Below are 21,615 nucleotides of genomic sequence, written 5' to 3' on the forward strand. Positions count from 1 at the left end.
CCCTTTGGAGAGGGTGCCTGTCCCTCGCCGCAAATATGTGGCGAGGGATTTTCTTTAAGGTCGGCGAAAGACCGCCGCCAATTCGACATGGGTCGACCATCGGAACTGGCCGACCGGCTTCACCTTGTCCAAAACATATCCGCTTGCCACAAGATGCGCCGCATCGCGGGCAAAGCTTGCCGGGTTGCACGAAACATAGGCGATCACCGGCACTGTTGACGCCGCCAACTGCATCACCTGCTCCCGCGCGCCCGCCCGGGGCGGATCTATCACAACCGCTGCAAACCTGTTCAATTCTTCAGGAAGCAGCGGACGCCTGAACAGATCGCGATGGTCGGCAACCATGCGCCGTTGAGCGCGATTGGCAGCCAGTTTGAGCGACAGCACCAGATCGCGCGCGCCCTCGGCGGCGTAAACCGGACGCTCCTTACCGACCCCGAGGGCGAATGTACCAAGCCCGCTAAAGAGGTCAGCAACCGCACCGCTTGCGGGTAGAGCTTCTCTCACGACCTCCAGCAAAGCCGCTTCCCCATCCGGCGTGGCCTGAAGAAAGGCGAAGGGAGGGAAGGCTACGGCAACGCCACCAAATGTCATCGTGCCCGGCTCAGGCTCCCAGCGCGTTTGCGGGCCATCGCCTTCATCGATCGTCAATCGCGCCAGGCTGTGAACAGCAGCAAAGTCACGCAACGCCTCATCCGCCGCCAAGCCGGAAACCTGAACATTTTCCAGAAGCAGGTCCACGCCCTGATCGATGAGGGTCATGCGAACATGCGCGGCCCGCCTATCCGGCAGGATCAGGGGCAGCAACGCTCTCAGCGGCTCGATCAGGGCAAAAAGCCGGGGTTCCAATATCTCGCACATCGCAAGATCGATCAGCTTGTGACTACCCGATTCAGCAAAACCGATGGCGATCCGCCGCCCCTCCCGAACGGCCCGTAAGGACGTTCGGCGCCGTGTCCTGGGCGGCGACAAATGAGGCGGCAGCAATGATCCAGGTGGAACCGTCAGGCCCTGCCCCAGCAAGGCGCCGGTCACGCGCCCCGTGACGAACTCAGCGAGGCTTTGTTCATCGACATGCTGCAGTTCGCATCCACCACAGGCGGAGAAATGAATACAGGGCGCTTCAACATGATGGGGACCAGTTGAAAGACTGCCATCGGCCGCCAGCCTGTCTCCAGGCGCTGCGAGCGGCACGTGCCTCCCGTCGGCGGTTACACCATCGCCCTTTGCAGCGATGCGAATTACAAGATCATTGTCGATGTCGGTCACAGGCGGGAGGCGATAGCCGCTGGCAACCGGGTGATCAAATCATCCGCAACAAACGCCGCTCCTGCGCGTCTCGCTGCCTCGCCATGAAGCCACACGGCTTCGCTTGCCGCGCGAAATGGGTCACCCCCAACCGCCAGCCGTCCGGCAGCCAGGCCCGCCAGAACATCCCCCGTCCCGGCGGTCGATAGCCAGGACGACGCGCCGGTTGCTACAGCAACGCGACCATCGGGTGCCGCGATGATGCTATCCGATCCTTTGAGGATCACTATCGCCCCCGTTCGCTGGGCTGCTTCAACCGAACGATCAATCTTGCTACCGGACAGATCGCCAAACAGCCTCACGAACTCCCCCTCATGTGGGGTCAGGATCGACGAAGGCGGAACTGGCCCTACCTGCCCCGTTGCCAATAATGTTAGCGCGTCAGCGTCGAGCACCAGTGGATGACCGCATTGCAGCACTGCCTTCAAACGATCGGCCGCATGCTCATCATGGCCCAAGCCAGGCCCGACCAGCACCGCCGCAAACCTCTCGTCCTGAAGTTGCGCCTTTACCTGATCAGGCTCGTCAGACCGCAACGTCACGATGGCGTCCGCAGTGGAAGAAGCTGCGTCCATGACCAGATGCCGAACCATGCCTGCGCCAGAGCGCGCCGCAGCCTCGGCAGCAAGTCGCCCTGCCCCCGCCATGCTGCCGCCCACTATGGCGACCAGTCCCCGGCTATATTTATGATCCGTTGCTCCCGGCGCTGTCAGGCGAGGCGGAGCAAGCCTATGAACGGCTCCGTCACCCCCCACACCAATGTCCGCACAAATCAGCCGCTTGAACGTACCGGCCGCAGGATGCAGCACATGAGCAGGCTTGAGCGCCCCCAGCGCAATGCAGACGTCGAATTGCGGCACCGGGGACAGCAGTGCCCCACTGTTCGTATCGACCCCGCTCGGCAGATCGATGGTGTAGCTGAGACCGGCTCGCTCCGTGAGGCTGTTCAACCGTTCGGCAACAACCGTATCCAGCCCACGCGAAAGCCCCGTGCCGAATAGAGCATCGACCATTTGGGTTGCCGAACCAGCGTCATTGAGGGGCTCGATCGGCCCATTCCATGCTGCCCGTGCACGGCGGCTCGAATCCGTGCGGCTTTCCCCCAACGCGGCGACACGGACGGGCACACCCCGCGCCCGCAGCAAACGGGCAATGACAAAGCCATCGCCGCCATTATTGCCTGGACCGCACAGCACCAGAAGGTCCCGCCGACCGCCCGCGCGCCAGATTACCTCTGCCGCCGCAGCCCCCGCGCGCTCCATGAGTTCATATTCTGGGATACCGCTCGCGAACACGGCCTGTTCGGCTTGCCGCATCTGGGCGGCGGTCAGGATAGCCGTCCCCGTCATGGCACAGCCGCCGGAGGTATAGTCGCGGGCAGCCGATAATGATCCTCACCCGCGCTTACTTCGATAACAGCGTCGCTAATTACGGCGATCTTCGCGGGCTCGGCACCATCAGCCGATGCCAGACCCCGCCTGTCGTCCAGAATATGAAAACGGCGGAACCCACCATCCGGGTGGCGGATAATTAGAAGCTCTCCGTCCTGCTCGACCGCGCAAATGCGCGCCCATTTGGCGTCGGCACCGATCGCGCAGTCCGCAAGAGCCCTCTTTTCCGATACAGAGTTCGCAAAGGGGCTCTGCGCCCCCTCTCCCTGATCACAGCCTGCCAGCGCGAGGCACAGGAGCCCCGCCCCGGCGATCTGTTCAGATATCCGCATAGACATGGGTTTCGGTCTTCGCTCCGGGATGCGTCACTGCCCCCTTGTAAGCCGGTCCCACATTCTGTGCATAGCGCCAGAGCGCGCCTGACTGATAATCATTCTGGCGAGGCTTCCAGTTCTTTTGCCGCTCGGCCAGCACGGACTCGGAAACCTTCAGGTCGATCGTGCCTGCTTCGGCGTCGATAGCGATGAGGTCGCCATTCTCGACCAGCGCGATCGGACCGCCCTCGGCAGCTTCCGGCCCCACATGGCCAATGCAGAAGCCGCGCGTCGCGCCGGAGAAGCGCCCGTCGGTGATCAACGCCACCTTCTCGCCCATGCCCTGGCCGTACAGCGCGGCAGTGGTCGACAGCATCTCGCGCATGCCGGGACCGCCCTTGGGACCTTCGTAACGGATGACGATAACCGATCCTTCGGCGATGTCGCGCGCTTCGACCGCCGCAAAAGCGTCTTCCTCACAATCGAAAACGCGAGCAGGCCCTTCGAACTGGAGGCGGTGCATGCCCGCCACCTTCACGATCGCGCCATTGGGAGCAAGCGACCCCTTCAAGCCCACGACCCCGCCGGTCGGCGTGATCGGCGACTTGACGTCATAAATGACCTTCTGGTCAGGATTCCAGGTCACTTCCTCGATATTCTCGGCGATCGTCTTGCCGGTGACGGTCATGCAATCGCCATGTAGCAAGCCGTTGTCGAACAAGGTCTTCATCAGCATGTAGATGCCGCCAGCATCGTACATATCCTTGGCGACATATTTACCGCCGGGCTTGAGGTCAGCGATGTAAGGCGTCGACTTGAAGATTTCCGCCACGTCGAACAGGTCGAAATCGATGCCGCACTCGTTCGCCATAGCGGGCAAATGCAGCGCTCCGTTGGTCGAGCCACCCGTCGCAGCGACGATGCGGGCCGCATTCTCGAAGGCCTCACGGGTGCAGATATCACGCGGACGTATGTTCTTCGCCAGTAGTTCCATCACTTGACGGCCCGCTGCGACGGCGACCTCTTCACGACTCTTGTATGGCGCGGGCGCCATGTTGCTGTTCGGCAGCGAGAGGCCGATCGCCTCACCCACGCACGCCATGGTGTTCGCGGTATATTGACCGCCGCATGCACCATGCCCCGGGCAAGCGACCTTTTCTAGCGCGATCACATCCTTCAGCGGACAGGCGCCCGCCGCATATTTGCCGACAACCTCGAACACATCGACAACGGTAACGTCGCGATTTTCAAAACGGCCCGGCAGGATCGACCCGCCATAAACGAAGATCGACGGCACATTCAGGCGCAGCATCGCCATCATCATGCCCGGCAACGACTTGTCGCATCCGGCAAAAGTGACGAGAGCGTCATAGCAGTGGCCGCGCACCGAAAGCTCAACCGAATCCGCGATGACTTCGCGGCTCGCCAGCGAGCTCTTCATGCCCTGATGGCCCATCGCGATGCCGTCGGTGACGGTGATGGTGTTGAACCGGCGCGGCATGCCGCCTGCCTCATTCACGCCCTGACGGCAGAAGTCCGCCTGCATGTCGAGCGTCGTGTTGCAAGGCGCGCTGTCATTGCCGGCCGAAGCAATGCCTACGAAGGGACGGCCAATCTCTTCTTCAGTCAGGCCCATCGCATAATAATAGCTACGATGCGGAGCGCGCTCCGGACCAACCGAGACGTGGCGGCTCGGGAGTTTCGACTTTTCGAATGTATGAGACATAAAACCTACCCTTCTTGCGCGCCTCCTTTCCAAAAAGGGACGAGTCACGCAAGGCTATTGCGGCATTGTAGCACGATGGGGCCAATTATGCTGGCGAAGCGGCTTTGCCCGTTGCCGTCGCTTACCAGATCCTGCCGCATCTCGATGCCGAGATAAGGTATGCCATTAGCTTCGGCATGGCGGTTCATTGTCGCATTCAGCAGCCGCCCCGAATAGGGCAGCTGATCGCCGACCATCAGGCCAGCCTCCTCCAGCATCGGAATGGCGATGCGGGCCGCACGGTCATCTTCATTGTAAAGCACGCCAATGTCCCATGGCCGTTCTGCTTTAGGGTCACTTGCCAGTTGCGGGGTGAAGCTGTGCACTGAGAGGATGAAAGGCGACGTCATTCCGTCGAGCAGTCCGCCGATCTGATGATGATAGGGATGATGAAAGCGGATCATCCGGTCGGAAAGGTCTGCATGGCGATTGCCCGGAATGACATGACCATCGCTCATCACGGGCAGCAGGCCCGGCGCGTCATCCTCACGATTAAGGTCGATCACAAGCCTGGAAACACCGCCCAATATCGCGGTGCATCCCAACTGCTCCGCCAGTAACCGGCTGACCTCGGCCGCTCCGATGTCTATGGCGATGTGGTTGCTCAGCAGGGCAGGATCGATATCCAGATCGATGTCGGCAGGCACGTGAGCCGACGCATGATCCGCGATGATGAGCAGGTCGAGGGGGCCGCCTTCCACCTGTGTAAATGCCTCGCTCATGCTCCGCCGATCTCTGTTTCCATTACCCACCAGCCGGGTTGCATCGCTGATATTGCGCGCGCAGCCGCAGCTCGCCCGCCCGGATCATCGAACAACGCAAAGCAGGTTGCGCCAGACCCCGACATCCGAGCCAGCCTGACGCCCACTTGCTCCCGTAGCAGTGAAAGCACGTCAGCAATGACAGGCGCGACAGCGATCGCCGCCGGTTCCAGATCATTGCGCGCCTTTGCTATCACGTCGTCAAGGACAGCGGCAGTCAGGGGGCCTCGATCCAGCCGGTCCCATCGGCTGAAGACATCGGCCGTTGAGACGCCGACACCTGGATTGACCAGGAGCATCGCGGCGCCCTTTAAGCCTTGGACATCCAGGGCCTCGAGCACTTCGCCCCGACCACGGACCATCTGCGTAACGCTGCTGACGCAGGCTGGCACGTCCGAACCCAGGGACAGGCCGATGCGCTCCAGTTCAGCGCCTGGGATTCGCGCGTCCCAAAGTCGGTTCAGCAATCGCAACGTCGCCGCCGCATCGGCGGAGCCGCCGCCAATGCCCGATGCTACCGGAAGGTTTTTCGTCAGCTTCAACGCAGCGCCGCGCGTTTCACCCAAATGGCCCTGCAACGCCCGGGCGGCTCTTATGACAAGATTATCTATGCCGGAGCCCAATGCCTTACCGAACGGCCCATCCAGCGTCAGGCTGATTTCCTGTCCATGACCTAGACTTCCGCTGAGGAGGTCTCCGTCCTTCGCAAAGACAAACAGGCTTTCCAGCGCATGATAGCCATCAGGCCGCCGATCGCGCACGTGCAGGGCGAGATTCACCTTTGCGAAGGCGGTTTCCACCAACATTGCGGCTTCAGGGCGCGACATATTCTGGCGTCATCCCGGTTTTCGCCTTCGCATGAAGTCGCGCCGCCACTTCTCCTTCCGCGAAGAGAGCCGCAGCCCGCCAGGCGTAGCGCGCTTCATAACGGCGTCCGGCGGCCCATAGCGCATCGCCCAAATGCTCGTTGATGGTCACATCAGCCGGAGCGCCTTCCGCCGCACGCTCCAGCACAGGCACAGCCGTTTCCACATCTCCGGTCACGAAATGCGCCCACCCAAGAGAATCGGTTATGGACGGGTCGTCTGGTTTCAGGGCGCTCGCCTTCTTCAGAAGTTCCAGCGCAGCCGTAACATTCTGCCGCCGCTCGACCTGAGCGTAGCCCAGATAGTTCAGCACCGCCGGCTCATTGGGCGCGATCTTCGCAGCGCGCTCCAGGGCTCCACGGGCTTCGTCCCATCGGCCCGCCTGCTCAAGCGCACTGCCCTGCATCAGCAACAGAGCCCAAGGCACATTGTCCGCGCCGTAGCGCCCTTCGGCCATCCGGAAAGCGTCAGCAGCCCCGGTGAAATCCTTCGCTTGCGCCAGCAACTGCCCCAGCTTCACCATATGATCTACATCCGCACCCGATGCGTTAGCCAGGGAGCGGGCGAGCGATATTGCTGCCGTGCTGTCATCAGACGCCGCGAGTGCATTGACCATCGCCGCCTGCCTGAGCGATCCAAACCAACCTTCTGGCGCGACCTGGTTCAGTTCAGACACAGCCTGGTCCCCGCGCCCGGCCTCGGTCAGCAATTGCGCCAGGGCCAGCCTGCCATCAGCGCCGCCGGGATTGGCGAAGCTGGCGATGCGAGCCAGCCTGATCGCCAGCATACGCGTACTCTCATCAGATGAAATGTCGGCAGCCAAACGCACAAGCAGCCGGGCGAACCCCTGCGCTGGCGTCAGCGCTCGCCCTGCTTCCCCGACTCCGCGTTTGCGCGCGATATCCTTCCGCGCCAGAGCATAGTCGGCCCGCCCATCAGGAAGCAAAGCCATCGCCTCCGTTCTTGCGCCCCGAGCCGCAAGCTGCGCCGCGAAGGTCAGCCGCATTTCGGCGAGTTCGACCGTGCGCAAACCCAGCGCGCGATTGATCGCCAGGCCAGCATCCGCAATGTCTCCACGGCCAAGCGCCTGGAGCGCGATATGCTCATCAATGTATCGCCGCGCGAGGGAGGCATAGCGATCCGCCGGGTCGATCTCCGGCGGCGCAACCCGGCCTTCACCCACCGCAATCCAGCTGCGGATTATCGGCGCCAGAAACCCGAAATTGCCTTCAGCCGCGACCCGATCCGTGATCTGACCGGCCGCCTTCCAATCCCTTCGGGTCAAAGCTTCGCCAAGGAACAGGAGCGTCCCGTCCCTCGGCATCAGGCCTTTGGCGTCGAGCAGCCTTGCCGATCGCATGGCCAGAGCCATGTCGCCGCTCATCAAAGCATGCAGATAGGAACGCCTCGCCACCTCCACGCTGTCCGAATCACCGGCCAGCGCATCGCGATAGCTATTAAGCGCAATGCGCGCCGCTCCATCACTGTCGGCCAACCTGCCCCGCGCATAAGCATGCAGCGCGCTCGACCGATCCACCGATGCGCCAGCAGGGGAAGCCAGCAGCATCGGCAGTAACATCGCAGAGAGCAGGCGCCTACATGTTGGGATAGTTCGGCCCCCCGCCGCCTTCGGGCACGACCCAGTTGATGTTCTGCGTCGGGTCCTTGATGTCACACGTCTTGCAGTGGACACAGTTCTGGGCGTTAATCTGGAACCGGGGATTGCCCTCTTCCTGCCCAACCACCTCATAGACCCCTGCCGGGCAATAGCGCTGCGCCGGTTCGTCATACAGGGGGAGGTTGTAGGCGATGGGGATGGACGGGTCCTTCAACTGGAGGTGAACCGGCTGGTCTTCCTCATGATTGGTGTTCGACAGGAACACAGAGGACAGGCGATCAAAGCTGATCACCCCATCGGGCTTGGGATAGTCGATCTTGTGCCCGATCTCCTTGGGCCAAATCTTTTCATTGTCCGGCTTGTGCTTCATCGTGAAAGGCAGGCCGATCTTGAGCGTGCGCATCCACATATCGATGCCCGCCAGCAACGTGCCGATCGTATTGCCAAACTTGGCCAACAGCGGCTCGGCATTCTTGACCAGCTTCAATTCGTCCGCGATCCAGCTCGACCGCAGGCGATCATCATAGTCGTGCAGGACATCGCGCGAGCGTTCGTTCTGAATCGCTTCAAACGCCGCCTCGGCCGCCAGCATACCGGACTTCATCGCCGTATGCGTGCCCTTGATGCGCGGCACATTGACGAAGCCTGCCGAGCAACCAATCAGCGCACCGCCAGGGAACACCAGCTTCGGCACCGACTGCCAACCACCTTCATTGATCACGCGCGCGCCATAGGACACGCGGCGGCCACCCTCCAGATACTGGCGGATCGCCGGATGCTGTTTCCAGCGCTGGAACTCCTCGAAGGGATAGAGGTAAGGATTGCGGTATCCGAGGCCAACCACGAAGCCGATCGCAACCTGCCCATTGGCCTGATGATAAAGGAAGCCGCCGCCATAGGCGTCGGTCAGCGGCCAAGCCTGCGTGTGGATGACCAGGCCCGGCTTGTGCTTGGCGGGATCGATATCCCACAATTCCTTCATGCCCAGGCCATAGACCTGCGGTTCACAATCCTTGTCTAGTTCGAACTGGCGCTTGAGGATCTTGGTCAGGTGGCCGCGCGCGCCTTCCGCGAAGAAGGTATATTTGGCGTGCAGTTCCAGCCCCGGCTGATAATCGCCCTTGCGATTGCCTTCCCGGTCGATGCCCATGTCGCCGGTGGCAACGCCTTTTACGCTACCATCTTCATTGTAGAGAATTTCGGCGGCGGCGAAGCCGGGGAATATTTCGACACCCAGGCCCTCAGCCTGCTCGGCAAGCCAGCGGCACAGATTGCCCAGCGACCCGGTATAGGTCCCCTTGTTGTGCATCCATCGCGGCGTGGCGATGTGGGGCACGGGCAATTTGCCGCGCTTGGTCAGGAACCAGTGCTGGTTATCGCGCACGGGAACCTCGGCAAGCGAACAGCCCATGTCGCGCCAGTCCGGCAGCAATTCATCCAGCGCCTTGGGATCGATCACCGCGCCCGACAGAATATGGGCGCCGATCTCGGACCCTTTTTCCAGAACGCACACCGCCAGTTCCTGACCGGCGTCATTGGCCAGCTGCTTCAGCCTGATCGCCGCGGACAGCCCCGCCGGTCCCCCGCCGACGATGACGATGTCATAGGGCATCGATTCCCGTTCGCTCATAATCCCTCCATCGAGACGGGCCGGATAGTTTCCCTCTCCTGTCCGGCCGCCGCATTACTCAAACGATTTACCACTGGTTGCCGATGAAGATTCTTGACCCCGGCGTCAACCTCTGGCCCTAGAAGAACGATGCGGGGAATGACGGAAGACTTGGCCGATGCTGCCAGCGCCTATCTGGCATGGTGGGACATGGCGGGCGTTGATGGCGCGACGACGGAAACGCCGGTGAATTGGCTGCGTCCAACGCCAGCTGCCACCCCGCCATCGTCTCCCTCCTCTCCCGCCACAGTGAAGAAGCCCGGATCGCTTCAGGATTTCACGGCCTGGCTCGCTGAGGATGCGGGACAACCCGAGCGCCGCTGGGCAGGAACGCCCATATTGCCGCAGGGACAAGCCGGATCTCCGCTGATGGTGATCACGGACATGCCCGATCCGGCCGACATGGACGCAGGCACATTGCTTGCCGATCGCGCCGGACGCTTGTTCGATGCCATGCTCTCTGCCATCGGCTTGTCGCGTGAGACGGTCTACATCGCTTCCCTCTTTTGCGCGCGCCCACCCGGCGGCATGGTGGAGGCGGCGGATCTGAATGCTGCGGCCGATCGCATGCGCACCCATGTTTCCCTCGCCGCTCCCGGCAAGCTCCTGCTTCTGGGCGACCGGACGATCCGCACATTCCTTCCCGTACAAGACAAGCAGGGGATGGAAAGTTTACACTTTTTTAACCATGATGGCGGCATTGTGCCTGCTTTAGCCACTTTCCACCCGCGGCTCCTGCTCGGGCAGCCCGCGGCGAAAGCGGAATGTTGGCGAACATTGCAACGCCTGGTCGAGGATATGCATCAGTGATTCGCGCGCTCACCCGATCGTCCTGTCTGGCTCTGGCCGCCATGAGTGCCGCCGCGGCCATGCCCGCAAAAGCGGATAACGCGCCGTCGGCCGCAGCATTCAGGTCCGACTTCAACTCCGCCTTGTCCATCAATGACGCCGACAAGGGGCGTTACTCCGCCATATACGCCGCACTGACGAGTCAGAGTTGGGCTGACGCAAAAGCCATGATCCTGGCGTTGGATCAGCAGGATCCGATGCGTTTCGTTGCCCTCTCCGACCTCTATGTGGCGAAGGACTCTCCACGCGTCGAGCTGTTCGATGTGCTCGACCTGGTGAACAAGGCAGCTTGGCTTCCCAACGCGGATCAACTTTCGCGGCTCGCGCAGAAGCGCGGCGCGACGATCCTGCCTACCCTCCCGCAAATCCAGAAGATGGTATGGCTGGGATCGGCCCCCCGCCGCGAATATGTCGCCACGACGAAGACCGACCTGCTGGCCCAGGCGCTGGTTGGCCAGATCACGCCTTTCATTAAGAATGACGATCCTATCGGAGCGGAAACGCTGCTGGCGTCCGGGGAAATCGGCCTTACTCCTGAAGGTGTGACGGAGGTGCGCCAGCGTGTCGCCTGGTCCTATTATATCGAGAATAACGACACCGACGCACGCCGCATGGCCAACCGAGCGCTCGAAACCCGTTCGAGCAGCGACTGGACGGTGCAAGCACATTGGACGCTGGGTCTCGCATCTTGGCGCCAGCATGACTGTGCCACAGCCGCGCCTGCGTTCGCCAATGTTGCGGCTCTCGCTGGAAATGCCGACATGCGGGCAGCAGGCGCCTATTGGGCTTCCCGCGCCTATATGGTCTGCGGTCAGGCCGAAAAGGTCGAAAGCCTTCTGAAGACGGCAGCTCGATCCGATGAAACCTTCTATGGCTTGCTTGCCCGCGAGACGCTGGGCATACCGGTTGGCGGCGCCAAAATGGCGCCCCACTTTGGCGCAGCCGATTGGCAACAGCTCAAGGACAGCCCGAATGTCCGCGCGGCCATTGCTCTTGCGTCCATCGGGCAGATCGCGAAAGCCGACCAGTTCATCCGCCACCAGGCGCGGCTGGGCGGCGCGGCCCAATATGACGCGCTGCTGAAACTGGCCAACGCTCTCAGCCTTCCCGCCACCCAGCTTTGGCTCGCGCACAATGGTCCGGCGGGTAAACAGCCTGGCAGCTTCGCCCGCTTCCCGACGCCCGACTGGCGTCCGGATGGGGGATGGCGCGTCGATCCCGCATTGATCTATGCCCACACACTTCAGGAATCAGGGTTCCGTAGCGACGTCGTCAGCAGTGCAGGTGCCCGCGGCCTGATGCAGGTCCTGCCTGGCACCGGCAGCGACATGGGCCTTTCCTCCCCTGCCCAACTCTTCGTGCCATCGACCAACATGGAATATGGCCAGCGTTACCTGGAAAATCTCCGCAACATGAGCGCCACCGGCGGGCTGCTGCCCAAGGTCATGGCCGCCTATAATGCAGGCCCCCTGCCCGTCGAACGGTGGAACAGCGAGGTCAAGGACAATGGCGACCCTCTCCTGTTCATGGAGTCGCTGCCCTATTATGAAACCCGCGCTTATGTGAACATCGTCATGCGCAACTACTGGATGTACCAAATCCAGGCGAAGGGCAGCGCTGATTGCCTCACCGGCATGGCGCAGGGCATGTGGCCCACCTTCCCCACCGCCAAGGGGACGCGCATGGTCAGGCTGAGCCAGAACAGCAATCTGTCCGCACCCAGCATCGCGGGCGGCTCTGACTAATGCCGATCGATGAGGACCGGCCATTTCTGCCGGTGCGAATTGCGGTCCTGACGGTGTCCGACAGCAGAGGCCTTGCAGACGATCGATCCGGCGACACCTTGGTCGAGCGGATAAAGGCTGCGGGCCACATATTGGCTGCGCGCTATATCGAAAAAGACGATCGATCTGCCATCGTTGCGCGCCTGCACAGCTGGATTGACGATCCACAAATTGATTGCATCATCTCTACGGGAGGCACGGGCGTCACCGGTCGCGATGTGACCCCGGAAGCGATCGCCCAGGTCCAGGACAAGGAAATACCTGGCTTCGGCGAACTGTTCCGCTGGCTCAGCTACCAGACAATCGGAACCTCGACGATACAGTCGCGAGCCACCGCCTGCGTCTCGCGCGGGACTTATATCTTCGCACTGCCAGGTTCTACCGGCGCGGTGAAGGATGCTTGGGACGGCATTCTCTCCACCCAACTCGACAGCCGTTATCGCCCCTGCAATTTCGTCGAACTGATGCCCCGCTTGATGGAGCGCTGACGCACTGGCCCTTGCCACAATGTTCCTATTATGTTCTAATGGAGCATGGTCGCTGAAAAGGGTCGAGGCGCGACGTTGAATGTCGCTAGTCACCGCTTCAATATCGCGGAACAGATCGCTGACGGCGACTGGCTCGATACGCTTGATGCCATAGATGGCCCCGTACCGCGCCGTCGCACACAGGTCACCGTCGAACATCCCCGGACTATCATCAGCCGCAACAAGTCGCCTGATCTCTCCTTTAGCCAATCGATCAACGCTTATCGAGGCTGCGAGCATGGATGCATTTACTGTTTCGCCCGGCCAACCCACGCCTATCACGATCTGTCACCCGGCCTGGATTTCGAAACGCGCCTCTTCGCCAAGCCGGATGCGCCCGCCCTGCTCCGCGCCGAACTGTCCAAGCCCTCCTACAGCGTCTCCCCTATCGCCATGGGGACCAACACCGATCCCTATCAACCGATCGAACGGGATTGGAAGATCACTCGGCAGTCTATTGAGATATTGGCTGAATGCCGCCACCCAGTCTTCATCACGACAAAGTCCGACCGGGTTCTTCGCGACCTTGATCTTCTGAAGGAGATGGCGCGCGACCGGCTCGTCGCCGTGATGATCTCCGTAACGACCCTTGATCCAAAAGTCGCGCGTACTCTGGAACCTCGCGCGGCCCATCCACTTCGGCGGGTTGAGGCTATCCGTCAGCTGGCGCAAGCAGGCGTGCCGGTCGTCGCCAGCGTCTCTCCCATAATCCCCGCCATCACGGACCATGAGATAGAGGCCATAGTCGAGACGATCGCCGCCGCCGGAGCTCGCGACGCTACCTTCATCCCGGTGCGGCTCCCCTTCGAAGTGGCGCCCCTATTCCGCGCCTGGCTTCAGGAACATTACCCAGACCGAGCCGCGAAGGTCATGGGAATCATTCGTGAAATTAGGGGAGGCCGCGACAATGATCCTGATTTCGGGACCAGAATGCGAGGACAGGGGGTTTGGGCCGACCTGATACGCACCCGTTTCATCAAAGCGCGAAAACGCGTCGGCTTTTCAGGCGAGAGGCTGATGCTCAGGACCGACTTGTTCCGTCCGCCTGCAGGTCCGCAGCTTCAACTCTTTTGATCAGGCCGTTGCCGCGACCAGCCTGAAGCCAGAGCGCCGTGTCCGTGCCCGATACCCATCCGCTTTCGGCTCCATCCGTTCGAATCTTTGGATGGACAAGCCCGGAATGAGCGCGATCGCGTCCACCTGATCCGCCCCGATCAGGAAATCATCCCCAACGAACATCCGCGCAGCCTTTCCGCCCGCCAGTGGGGTACGCAGGAAAACTTCGCTGCGCCCGCCCCTGTTGCGTAGCAGCAGTTCCGCCAACGCGTTGACAGCTGATGCATCCTGCACATCCACGACCAATTCCATCCGCGATGCGCTGGCGAGTTGGTTAAACTGCTCCACGCCTCTGATCGTCACGCGAGGTGTTTCCTCGCCCGGCATACGATCCAGCTCTACCATCAACAGGGCGCAATCACCGTCCCGCGCCATAACCTCGATAGCTTTGCATGCATCTTCATCGAAGCAACTCGCCTGGAATTGTCCGCTGCTGTCGGAGAAGGTCGCTGCCGCATATCGCGCACCGCGTCGCGTTTCGCGCCAGCGCACCTCTTCCACCATCGCGGCCATGACCGCATTGGCGCGCCCGCCCTCCGCCACCTGCTCGGAGCAGATCGCTCCGTAGCTCCTAGCGCCACGCGCCTCAGCCAAATGGCGATAGCGATCAACAGGGTGCGCCGAGAAGTAGAAGCCAAAGGCTTCCTTTTCCTGCGCCATCCTGTCCGCAGTAGACCAGGTCTGATGGGGCGGAATTCGGACGTCTGCATGCGGCGTCTCAACGTCGCCAAACAAGCCGCCCTGCCCGCTTTCGCGCGCTTCAGCAGCACTGGCGGCAACGCTCAGGATAGTATCCGCCGCTGCATGCACTCCAGCCCGGTCGGGATGGATTTCGTCGAACGCGCCTGATGCTGCGAGACTTTCAAGCTGGCGGCGGTTCAATAATCGCGGCTCTATCCGGTCTGCAAAGTCATCGAGGGACTTGAACGACCCACCCGCATCCCGCTCGGCAACCAGCTGCTCCATCGCCTTTTCGCCGACGCCCTTTAGCCCCCCCAAGGCATAGCGCACCGCAAAACCAAGGCGCGCATCCTCACCCTCATGCTGGATCGGTTCAACGGAGAAGTCGGCGAGGCTGCGATTGATGTCGGGCGCAAGGCAGCTGAGGCCCATGCGTCGCATATCATCGACAAAGATGGTCAGCTTATCCGTGAGATGGATATCGAACGCCATCGAGGCGGCATAGAATTCCGCCGGATAATGCGCTTTCAACCATGCCGTCTGATAGGCAAGCAGCGCGTAGGCGGCAGCATGGGACTTGTTGAAGCCATAGCCCGCGAACTTGTCGATCAAATCGAACAGCTCATTGGCTTTGGCGGCCGGAATTTCGCTCCCGGCGCAACCTTCCACGAACCGCGCGCGCTGAGCATCCATTTCCGCCTTGATCTTCTTGCCCATGGCGCGACGAAGAAGGTCAGCGTCCCCCAGGGAATAGCCCGCCAAGATCTGGGCGGCCTGCATCACCTGTTCCTGATAAACGAAGATGCCGTATGTCTCTTCGAGGATAGGCTTCAGGAGAATATGAGGATATTCAATATCTTCCTGGCCATTTTTACGGCGCCCGAACATAGGAATATTGTCCATCGGACCGGGCCGATAGAGCGAAACGAGCGCAATGATGTCGCCGAAATTAGTGGGCCGAACGGCGGCCAGCGTCTTGCGCATGCCTTCCGATTCCAGCTGGAACACGCCGACCGTGTCGCCCCGCTGAAGAAGGTCATAGACTGCCGGATCGTCCCAACTGAGGATGCTCAAATCGATCTCGACGCCGCGCCCGGCCAGCAGCTGGACCGCCTTTTGCAGAACAGACAGCGTTTTGAGACCCAGGAAGTCGAACTTTACCAATCCCGCGCCTTCGACATATTTCATGTCGAACTGGGTCACCGGCATGTCCGACCGCGGATCGCGATAGAGAGGCACGAGCTGTGACAAGGGCCGATCGCCGATCACGACGCCTGCAGCATGGGTCGAACTATGCCGGGGAAAGCCCTCCAGCTTCATCGCATAGTCGATCAGCCTTTTGACCTGATTGTCATTGTCATATTCGGCCTTGAACTCAGCCACGCCGTTCAAGGACCGTTCCAGCGTCCAGGGATCAGTCGGATGATTGGGCACCAGCTTGGCGAGCCGATCGACATGGCCATAGCTCATCTGCAGAACGCGTCCGGTATCCTTCAGCACCGCGCGCGCCTTCAACTTACCGAAGGTGATGATCTGCGCCACATGGTCGGAGCCATATTTCTGCTGAACATAGCGGATCACTTCACCGCGTCGCGTTTCGCAGAAATCGATGTCGAAGTCCGGCATGGAAACGCGTTCGGGGTTGAGGAATCGTTCGAACAGCAACCCCAGTTGCAGGGGATCAAGATCGGTAATGGTGAGCGCCCAGGCGACCACCGAGCCCGCGCCCGATCCACGCCCCGGACCCACGGGAATATCCTGCTCCTTCGCCCATTTGATGAAGTCGGCAACGATCAGGAAGTAGCCGGGGAAACCCATCTGAATGATGATGTCGGTTTCGAATTTCAGCCGGTCGAAATAGGGCTGGCGGGCCTCATCTCCCTCAATCCCCGCCTTTTCCAGCCGCCACTCCAGTCCTGCCGTTGCCTGCTCCCGCAACATCTGCGCTTCGCCTTCGATGTCGCCAGCGAGACTCGGCAGGATAGGCTTGCGTTTTGGTGCAGCGACCGCGCAGCGTTGGGCGACTACAAGCGTGTTGGCTAGCGCCTCCGGCAAATCCTCAAACAGCCGCTTCATCTCTGCGGCCGGTTTCATCCAGGCGTCAGGCGAACTCGTCCGCCGGTCGGGAGTTTCAACATAGGCCCCGTCGGCGATGCAGAGCATCACATCATGCGCCTCGTGAAAGTGAGGCTCAGCAAAGCAGGTCGGATTGGTAGCGATCAGCGGCAGATCACGCGAATAGGCAAGTTCGAGCAATTCAGCTTCCGCCCTCCCTTCGACGGGATCAAGCCTCCGGCAAATTTCGACATACAGCCGATCCGGAAAGAGGGCCTGAAGCCGGTCAGCATAGGCAAACGCGGCGTCGGGCTGGTCCTCCGCGAACAATCGAGCAAGCGCTCCCTCCGCCCCAGCGGTCAGAGCGATAAGCCCCTCCGTCCTGCCAACCAGCGCATCCAGGGTAACGTGGGGAACTTCTTCGACCGGACGATCGAGGTGAGCCATCGAAACCAGCGCGCAAAGATTATCGTATCCCGCTTCATCCTGGGCATAAAGCGCCAGCCAATCATGCACGGCAGCGGCATTGGCAGGGCGCCCGGGCCGCAATATGCCCAGCATGGCTCCGATTATCGGCTGCACACCCTCGCCCTTGCAGGCATCGGAAAAAGCCATCGACCCATATAGGCCATTGCGATCAGTGATCGCTGCTGCCGGAAAGCCGAGCGTTCGCGCCTGCTTCGCGATTTTCTTGGGCTCGATCGCGCCTTCCAGCATGGTGAAAGAGGAAAAAATGCGAAGGGGTACAAAACCGGCATGAGGCATTCTGCATTGATAGCGCCGCTACCACCTCAGGCGCCAGTCCTTCTTGAGAAATGCTGTGGATAAACGGCGGCGTCCGTCGGCTCGCAAGCTACGCCGATGTGGCGCAATCTCCGGGCCGTTTGCCCCATGATTAAGCATTCTCCAACTTCTCACACATAATTGCACGCATATGCGTTTATCCACGATCACCAACTGGGCTTATGGCGCCACCGTACTCCTGACGCTCGCTTCCGGCACGACGATGCTCATGGCATCAGGCGCTGAAAAGGCGGAACGCACCGCAGTCGAACAACGCGCGCTCTTTGATCAGCTCACGGCCGCGTTGCTCGAAGACAGCTACCGCCAGACGGAGCAGGCGCGGGCATTCTCGATTACCGGAGATCCCACTCACGTCATTGCATACCGGCGCGAGAAAGCTGCACTGCGCTCGGTCGAACAGCGTATCGACAGGTTGCGTGATGCGGGTGCGACGGAGGCCGAACTTCGTGCTCTTCGCGACGCCCTACATTGGACCGACGCTCTCACCGATGAGCAGGAAGCGGCCTTACGCGCCGTCGAGGCCGGCAACCGCGACACTGCCCGGACAATATTGTTCGGCGATGAATATGGCCGCGAACTCGACCGCATCGGCGCCCAGATCGGCAAGTTCCAGTACATGCTGGATCAACGTACCGAAGCGATGATCGCCCGTGCCACAACGACTGCGCGGCAATGGCGGAGCATGTCCGAAATCATGCTCGGCGCCACGGCGCTCCTTTTTCTCTGTGTTCTTTATTTCATTCTCAAACAGCGCATCCTGCACCCCGTCGTTCGCCTGAGCGATGTAGTTACCCGCTTGGCCGCGCAGGATTTTGCAGCAATCCCGCCGGAATTTTCGCATGTCGACGAAATCGGAGATATGGCCCAGGCGATCCGGATCTTCCGCGAAAATGGCCTAGAGCGGCAACGTTTGGAGAAAGAACGCGACGCTGACCGGATCATGCAGGACCTTCTTTCCCGCATGACACAGCGCCTTCAGGGTTGTGACAACAGCTCCGATCTCATCGACGTCGTGCGACGGTTCGCTCCGGAAATCGCACCTGGTTTCGCGGGCAGGCTGTACATCCACGACGCACGCCGGAATGCGATGCGCCAAGCCTGCGACTGGTTGTCGCCACTATGGTCAAACGAGGAGTTTCCCCCTTCAAGCTGCTGGGGATTGCGTCGCGGCCAGACGCACCGGCCTTCGGGGAACATAATCGACATTCCTTGCGAACATCTGGGCGGGCAATGTTCGGCTTCGACCATCTGCATCCCGCTGGCTGCGCAAGGTGAGACCATTGGTCTCCTTTATTTCGAAGAGCCCAGCAGCCTCGCAGCCGATCAGATCGAGAGGACCGAGAAATATCTGGAGATGCTGGCCGAAAATATCGGGCTGGCGCTGGCAAACCTCCGCCTCCGCGATGCGCTGCGAGAAATGGCGATGGTCGATGCGTTGACCGGCCTCGCCAACAGGAGGCGGTTCGACACCGCACTTGAAGACGCGGTGGCGGTCAGCACGCGCGATCGCTCTCCTCTGGCGTGCCTCATGATCGACATCGATCATTTCAAACGCTTCAACGACGCACATGGCCATGATGCCGGAGATGCGGTGCTGCGGGCCGTGGGCGGTGTGCTCGATGACTCGCTCCGTGAAGACGGTGTCGCCTTCCGCTTGGGTGGTGAAGAGTTCGTGCTGTTGATGCCCGGATTTTCGCTGGATCAGGCGATCGATCGTGCGCGGCATGTCCAAGCGAGGATTCAGAATCTGCGCGTGCAGCATGGCCATCAAGAGCTTGGCCCTATCACGGCTTCATTCGGGCTCGCCGCCTATCCCGATCATGGCAAACCCGGACAACTCGTCCAAACCGCCGACGCCGCGCTCCTTCGCGCAAAGGCGCAAGGACGAGACCAGATCGTGGTAGCCACTGTCCGTGAAGATGCCTCAGTTCAGGCCTGAAGCTTCTTCCAGCAACCCTTCATGAAGGCGGACGACGCGATCCATCTTCTCCGCGAGCCTTTCATTATGGGTCGCGACCAGAGCGGCTGAGCCTTCCTCCCGCACAAGGCGGAGAAATTCGGCCAGCACGATATCGGCTGTCCGTTCATCCAGATTCCCCGTGGGTTCATCGGCCAGGATCAAGGCAGGCCGGTTTGCGAGTGCCCGAGCCACCGCCACGCGTTGCTGCTCGCCGCCGGAGAGTTGGCTCGGCCGATGATCCAGACGATGACCAAGGCCCAAGGATGTAAGGAGCGACTCAGCACGTGCACGTGCCGCATGGAACTCCTTGTCGCGGATAACCTGGGGGAGGATGACATTTTCGGCCGCGTTGAAATCCGGCAGCAGATGGTGGAATTGATATACGAAGCCCAACGCATCCCTGCGCAAGCGCGTCCGCCCGTCATTATCGAGGCGCGCAGCTTCCTCACCATCGATGCGGATAGACCCGTCGAATCCCCCTTCCAACAGACCAACCGCCTGCAACAGGGTCGATTTGCCGGACCCTGACGGCCCGAGCAGCGCCACGATCTCTCCCTCTCCGACGGTCAGGTCGACGCCGCGCAGGACCTCGATCGTGACACCTCCTTGAGTGAAGCTGCGCTTCAGGCCCGCAACCTTCAATATGTCATTCATAGCGCAGCACCTGAACGGGATCGGTATTGGCAGCCTTGAAGGCTGGATAGAGCGTAGCAAGGAAACTGAAAATCAACGCCATCAGGCAGATGATCGTGATTTCGATAGGGTCTGGCTTGGCCGGCAGTTCGGTCAGAAAACGGATCGAGGGATCCCACAAATTCTGCCCGGTCAGGAACTGGATCGCATTCACCACACTCTGCCGGAAAAACAGGAAGGTGAAGCCCAGCACCATCCCGGCCACCATGCCGAGCGATCCGATGGTCACGCCCACGGTCATGAATATCTTGACGAGCCCAACCCGGCTTGCGCCCATCGTTCGCAAGATCGCGATGTCACGTGTTTTCGCTCGCACCAGCATGATCAGCGAGGAAAGGATGTTGAAAACCGCGACCAGCACGATGATCGAAAGCACCACGAACATCGCGACCCGTTCAACGGCCAGCGCTTCAAAAAGGGACGCGTTCATCTGGCGCCAATCGGTCACGACAGCGCGACCGGCAACCTTTCCAGCCAGCGGTTCCAAGATCGTTCCCACCCGGTCAGCGTCCACAGTCTCGATCTCGATCATCCCGACCACGTCGCCGAGCAACAATAGGGTCTGCGCATCTTCTACAGGCATCACGACGAACGCCTTATCGTAATCGTAGACACCTACCTCAAAGATCGCCGCCACCTGATAGGAAATCTGGCGCGGCACGGTGCCGAATGGCGTCGATCGCCCTGCGGGATTGATTATGGTGATGCTGTCGCCAAGCTGAAGGCCCAGATTTTCAGCCAGTCGCGATCCTATGCCAACCTTGCCTGCGTTGGCGGTGAGGTTATCCATGCTCCCTGCCAGCACCTTCGCCTTCAGTGTAGCATTGTTCCGGATGTCCTTGACGGTCATGCCCCGGACGAGGACCGCTTCGACCCGTCCCTGAAAGCTGCCGAGCAGCGGCTGTTCGATAAGCGGCGTTGCGCTGGTGACGCCGGGCGTCGCCTTTGCTTCTTTCAATATGGATCGCCAATCGGGCAACCGTCCACCATAGCCCTGCACCACCGCATGGCCATTCAGTCCCACAATTTTGTCGAACAACTCAGCGCGGAACCCGTTCATCACACTCATCACGATGATGAGCGCGGCCACCCCCAACATCACGGCGGCGAGGCTTATTCCGGCGACGAGGAAAATGAATCCTTCCCCCTTCCCAGGCAGCAGATAGCGTTTGGCAATCATACGTTCGTAGCGTGACAAGATCATGGTGGCGCGAACGGCCCTTTGCGTGATGTTAATTACTGCCCGTCTAGCAGGGTCTCAACTAACGGCAAGCATCGCAGATTGTTGCACCTCAGCCACAGGCGTGAAGCTAAAATCTTCCCGTACGGAAATAGCCCGTGACAGCGGGCCTTCGGAGCCATAGCAAAGTCATCGAAGCACAGGTTAATGGCCGTGGTTCAGGGATACTGCTTCCCGCTTCAAGCTTAGGGGGCTGAGAAGTGGTTGAGGCAGA

At 60.8% G+C, this 21,615-nt stretch carries 16 protein-coding genes; 5 read left to right on the forward strand and 11 right to left on the reverse strand.

Annotation, left to right across the window (positions count from 1 at the left end; translation table 11 throughout):
- Positions 1 to 54 precede the first annotated feature (54 nt).
- From ACZ51H_RS05070 to ACZ51H_RS05105, 8 genes are read right to left on the reverse strand one after another with little or no spacing between them, the layout of a single operon-like run.
- Entirely contained in the window at positions 55 to 1,269 is a 1,215-nt protein-coding gene (locus ACZ51H_RS05070; RefSeq protein WP_464802640.1) for a class I SAM-dependent RNA methyltransferase, read from the reverse strand.
- Positions 1,266 to 2,657, reverse strand: coding sequence for an NAD(P)H-hydrate dehydratase (locus tag ACZ51H_RS05075; protein WP_464802641.1), 1,392 nt, complete (start codon positions 2,655 to 2,657; stop codon positions 1,266 to 1,268). Before ACZ51H_RS05075 ends, ACZ51H_RS05070 begins: the two co-directional genes overlap by 4 nt.
- Positions 2,654 to 3,037 carry a hypothetical protein gene (locus ACZ51H_RS05080; protein WP_464802642.1) on the reverse strand — a complete coding sequence of 128 codons (384 nt, stop codon included), beginning with the start codon at positions 3,035 to 3,037 and terminating at the stop codon, positions 2,654 to 2,656. The genes ACZ51H_RS05075 and ACZ51H_RS05080 overlap by 4 nt, the downstream gene beginning before the upstream one ends.
- Entirely contained in the window at positions 3,018 to 4,739 is a 1,722-nt protein-coding gene (gene ilvD, locus ACZ51H_RS05085; protein ID WP_464802643.1) for a dihydroxy-acid dehydratase, read from the reverse strand. Before ilvD ends, ACZ51H_RS05080 begins: the two co-directional genes overlap by 20 nt.
- Before the next feature lie 44 nt (positions 4,740 to 4,783).
- The gene (locus ACZ51H_RS05090) at positions 4,784 to 5,500 is read right to left on the reverse strand and encodes an N-formylglutamate amidohydrolase (protein WP_464802644.1); all 717 of its coding nucleotides are present in this window, start codon (positions 5,498 to 5,500) and stop codon (positions 4,784 to 4,786) included.
- Positions 5,497 to 6,366 carry a 4-(cytidine 5'-diphospho)-2-C-methyl-D-erythritol kinase gene (locus ACZ51H_RS05095; RefSeq protein ID WP_464802645.1) on the reverse strand — a complete coding sequence of 290 codons (870 nt, stop codon included), beginning with the start codon at positions 6,364 to 6,366 and terminating at the stop codon, positions 5,497 to 5,499. Before ACZ51H_RS05095 ends, ACZ51H_RS05090 begins: the two co-directional genes overlap by 4 nt.
- Positions 6,353 to 7,984: a tetratricopeptide repeat protein gene (locus ACZ51H_RS05100; RefSeq protein ID WP_464802646.1), complete on the reverse strand. Its 1,632-nt coding sequence runs from the start codon at positions 7,982 to 7,984 to the stop codon at positions 6,353 to 6,355. Before ACZ51H_RS05100 ends, ACZ51H_RS05095 begins: the two co-directional genes overlap by 14 nt.
- A gap of 16 nt (positions 7,985 to 8,000) precedes the next feature.
- Complete coding sequence (locus tag ACZ51H_RS05105; RefSeq protein ID WP_464802647.1) at positions 8,001 to 9,653, reverse strand: electron transfer flavoprotein-ubiquinone oxidoreductase; 1,653 nt, start codon at positions 9,651 to 9,653, stop codon at positions 8,001 to 8,003.
- Positions 9,654 to 9,791: 138 nt separating this feature from the next.
- On the opposite strand from ACZ51H_RS05105, the gene ACZ51H_RS05110 reads away from it, so the two are divergent.
- The 4 genes from ACZ51H_RS05110 to ACZ51H_RS05125 are packed head-to-tail and all read left to right on the forward strand — an operon-like array spanning position 9,792 to position 13,926.
- A complete protein-coding gene (locus ACZ51H_RS05110) occupies positions 9,792 to 10,502 on the forward strand; it encodes a uracil-DNA glycosylase family protein (RefSeq protein ID WP_464802648.1) in 711 nt (236 codons plus the stop codon).
- Positions 10,499 to 12,286, forward strand: a complete 1,788-nt coding sequence (locus ACZ51H_RS05115) for a lytic transglycosylase domain-containing protein (protein WP_464802649.1) — start codon at positions 10,499 to 10,501, stop codon at positions 12,284 to 12,286. The genes ACZ51H_RS05110 and ACZ51H_RS05115 overlap by 4 nt, the downstream gene beginning before the upstream one ends.
- Positions 12,286 to 12,813, forward strand: coding sequence for a molybdenum cofactor biosynthesis protein B (gene moaB / locus ACZ51H_RS05120; protein ID WP_464772374.1), 528 nt, complete (start codon positions 12,286 to 12,288; stop codon positions 12,811 to 12,813). The genes ACZ51H_RS05115 and moaB overlap by 1 nt, the downstream gene beginning before the upstream one ends.
- A gap of 45 nt (positions 12,814 to 12,858) precedes the next feature.
- Entirely contained in the window at positions 12,859 to 13,926 is a 1,068-nt protein-coding gene (locus ACZ51H_RS05125; RefSeq protein WP_464772375.1) for a PA0069 family radical SAM protein, read from the forward strand.
- Here the strand turns inward: ACZ51H_RS05125 and dnaE are convergent, their stop codons facing one another.
- Positions 13,927 to 17,469, reverse strand: a complete 3,543-nt coding sequence (gene dnaE, locus ACZ51H_RS05130; RefSeq protein WP_464802650.1) for a DNA polymerase III subunit alpha — start codon at positions 17,467 to 17,469, stop codon at positions 13,927 to 13,929.
- A gap of 169 nt (positions 17,470 to 17,638) precedes the next feature.
- Here dnaE and ACZ51H_RS05135 point away from each other — a divergent pair, with 169 nt between their 5' ends.
- A complete protein-coding gene (locus ACZ51H_RS05135) occupies positions 17,639 to 19,447 on the forward strand; it encodes a diguanylate cyclase (protein WP_464802651.1) in 1,809 nt (602 codons plus the stop codon).
- Here ACZ51H_RS05135 and ACZ51H_RS05140 read toward each other — a convergent pair.
- Positions 19,433 to 20,122: an ABC transporter ATP-binding protein gene (locus ACZ51H_RS05140; RefSeq protein WP_464794868.1), complete on the reverse strand. Its 690-nt coding sequence runs from the start codon at positions 20,120 to 20,122 to the stop codon at positions 19,433 to 19,435. The two genes, ACZ51H_RS05135 and ACZ51H_RS05140, sit on opposite strands and share 15 nt — an antisense overlap.
- Positions 20,115 to 21,365, reverse strand: coding sequence for a lipoprotein-releasing ABC transporter permease subunit (locus ACZ51H_RS05145; RefSeq protein ID WP_449472472.1), 1,251 nt, complete (start codon positions 21,363 to 21,365; stop codon positions 20,115 to 20,117). The genes ACZ51H_RS05140 and ACZ51H_RS05145 overlap by 8 nt, the downstream gene beginning before the upstream one ends.
- Positions 21,366 to 21,615: the final 250 nt, after the last annotated feature.

Source organism: Sphingobium sp. TomMM15, from assembly GCF_055397045.1.

Coding starts and splice junctions, on each gene's coding strand:
- ilvD (WP_464802643.1), bottom strand. CDS start 4,739: ATGTCTCATACATTCGAAAAGTCGAAACTCCCGAGCCGCCACGTCTCG.
- dnaE (WP_464802650.1), bottom strand. CDS start 17,469: ATGCCTCATGCCGGTTTTGTACCCCTTCGCATTTTTTCCTCTTTCACC.
- ACZ51H_RS05110 (WP_464802648.1), top strand. CDS start 9,792: ATGACGGAAGACTTGGCCGATGCTGCCAGCGCCTATCTGGCATGGTGG.
- ACZ51H_RS05125 (WP_464772375.1), top strand. CDS start 12,859: ATGGTCGCTGAAAAGGGTCGAGGCGCGACGTTGAATGTCGCTAGTCAC.
- ACZ51H_RS05145 (WP_449472472.1), bottom strand. CDS start 21,365: ATGATCTTGTCACGCTACGAACGTATGATTGCCAAACGCTATCTGCTG.
- ACZ51H_RS05080 (WP_464802642.1), bottom strand. CDS start 3,037: ATGTCTATGCGGATATCTGAACAGATCGCCGGGGCGGGGCTCCTGTGC.
- ACZ51H_RS05135 (WP_464802651.1), top strand. CDS start 17,639: ATGCGTTTATCCACGATCACCAACTGGGCTTATGGCGCCACCGTACTC.
- ACZ51H_RS05075 (WP_464802641.1), bottom strand. CDS start 2,657: ATGACGGGGACGGCTATCCTGACCGCCGCCCAGATGCGGCAAGCCGAA.
- ACZ51H_RS05095 (WP_464802645.1), bottom strand. CDS start 6,366: ATGTCGCGCCCTGAAGCCGCAATGTTGGTGGAAACCGCCTTCGCAAAG.
- ACZ51H_RS05090 (WP_464802644.1), bottom strand. CDS start 5,500: ATGAGCGAGGCATTTACACAGGTGGAAGGCGGCCCCCTCGACCTGCTC.
- ACZ51H_RS05140 (WP_464794868.1), bottom strand. CDS start 20,122: ATGAATGACATATTGAAGGTTGCGGGCCTGAAGCGCAGCTTCACTCAA.
- ACZ51H_RS05105 (WP_464802647.1), bottom strand. CDS start 9,653: ATGAGCGAACGGGAATCGATGCCCTATGACATCGTCATCGTCGGCGGG.
- ACZ51H_RS05100 (WP_464802646.1), bottom strand. CDS start 7,984: ATGTTACTGCCGATGCTGCTGGCTTCCCCTGCTGGCGCATCGGTGGAT.
- moaB (WP_464772374.1), top strand. CDS start 12,286: ATGCCGATCGATGAGGACCGGCCATTTCTGCCGGTGCGAATTGCGGTC.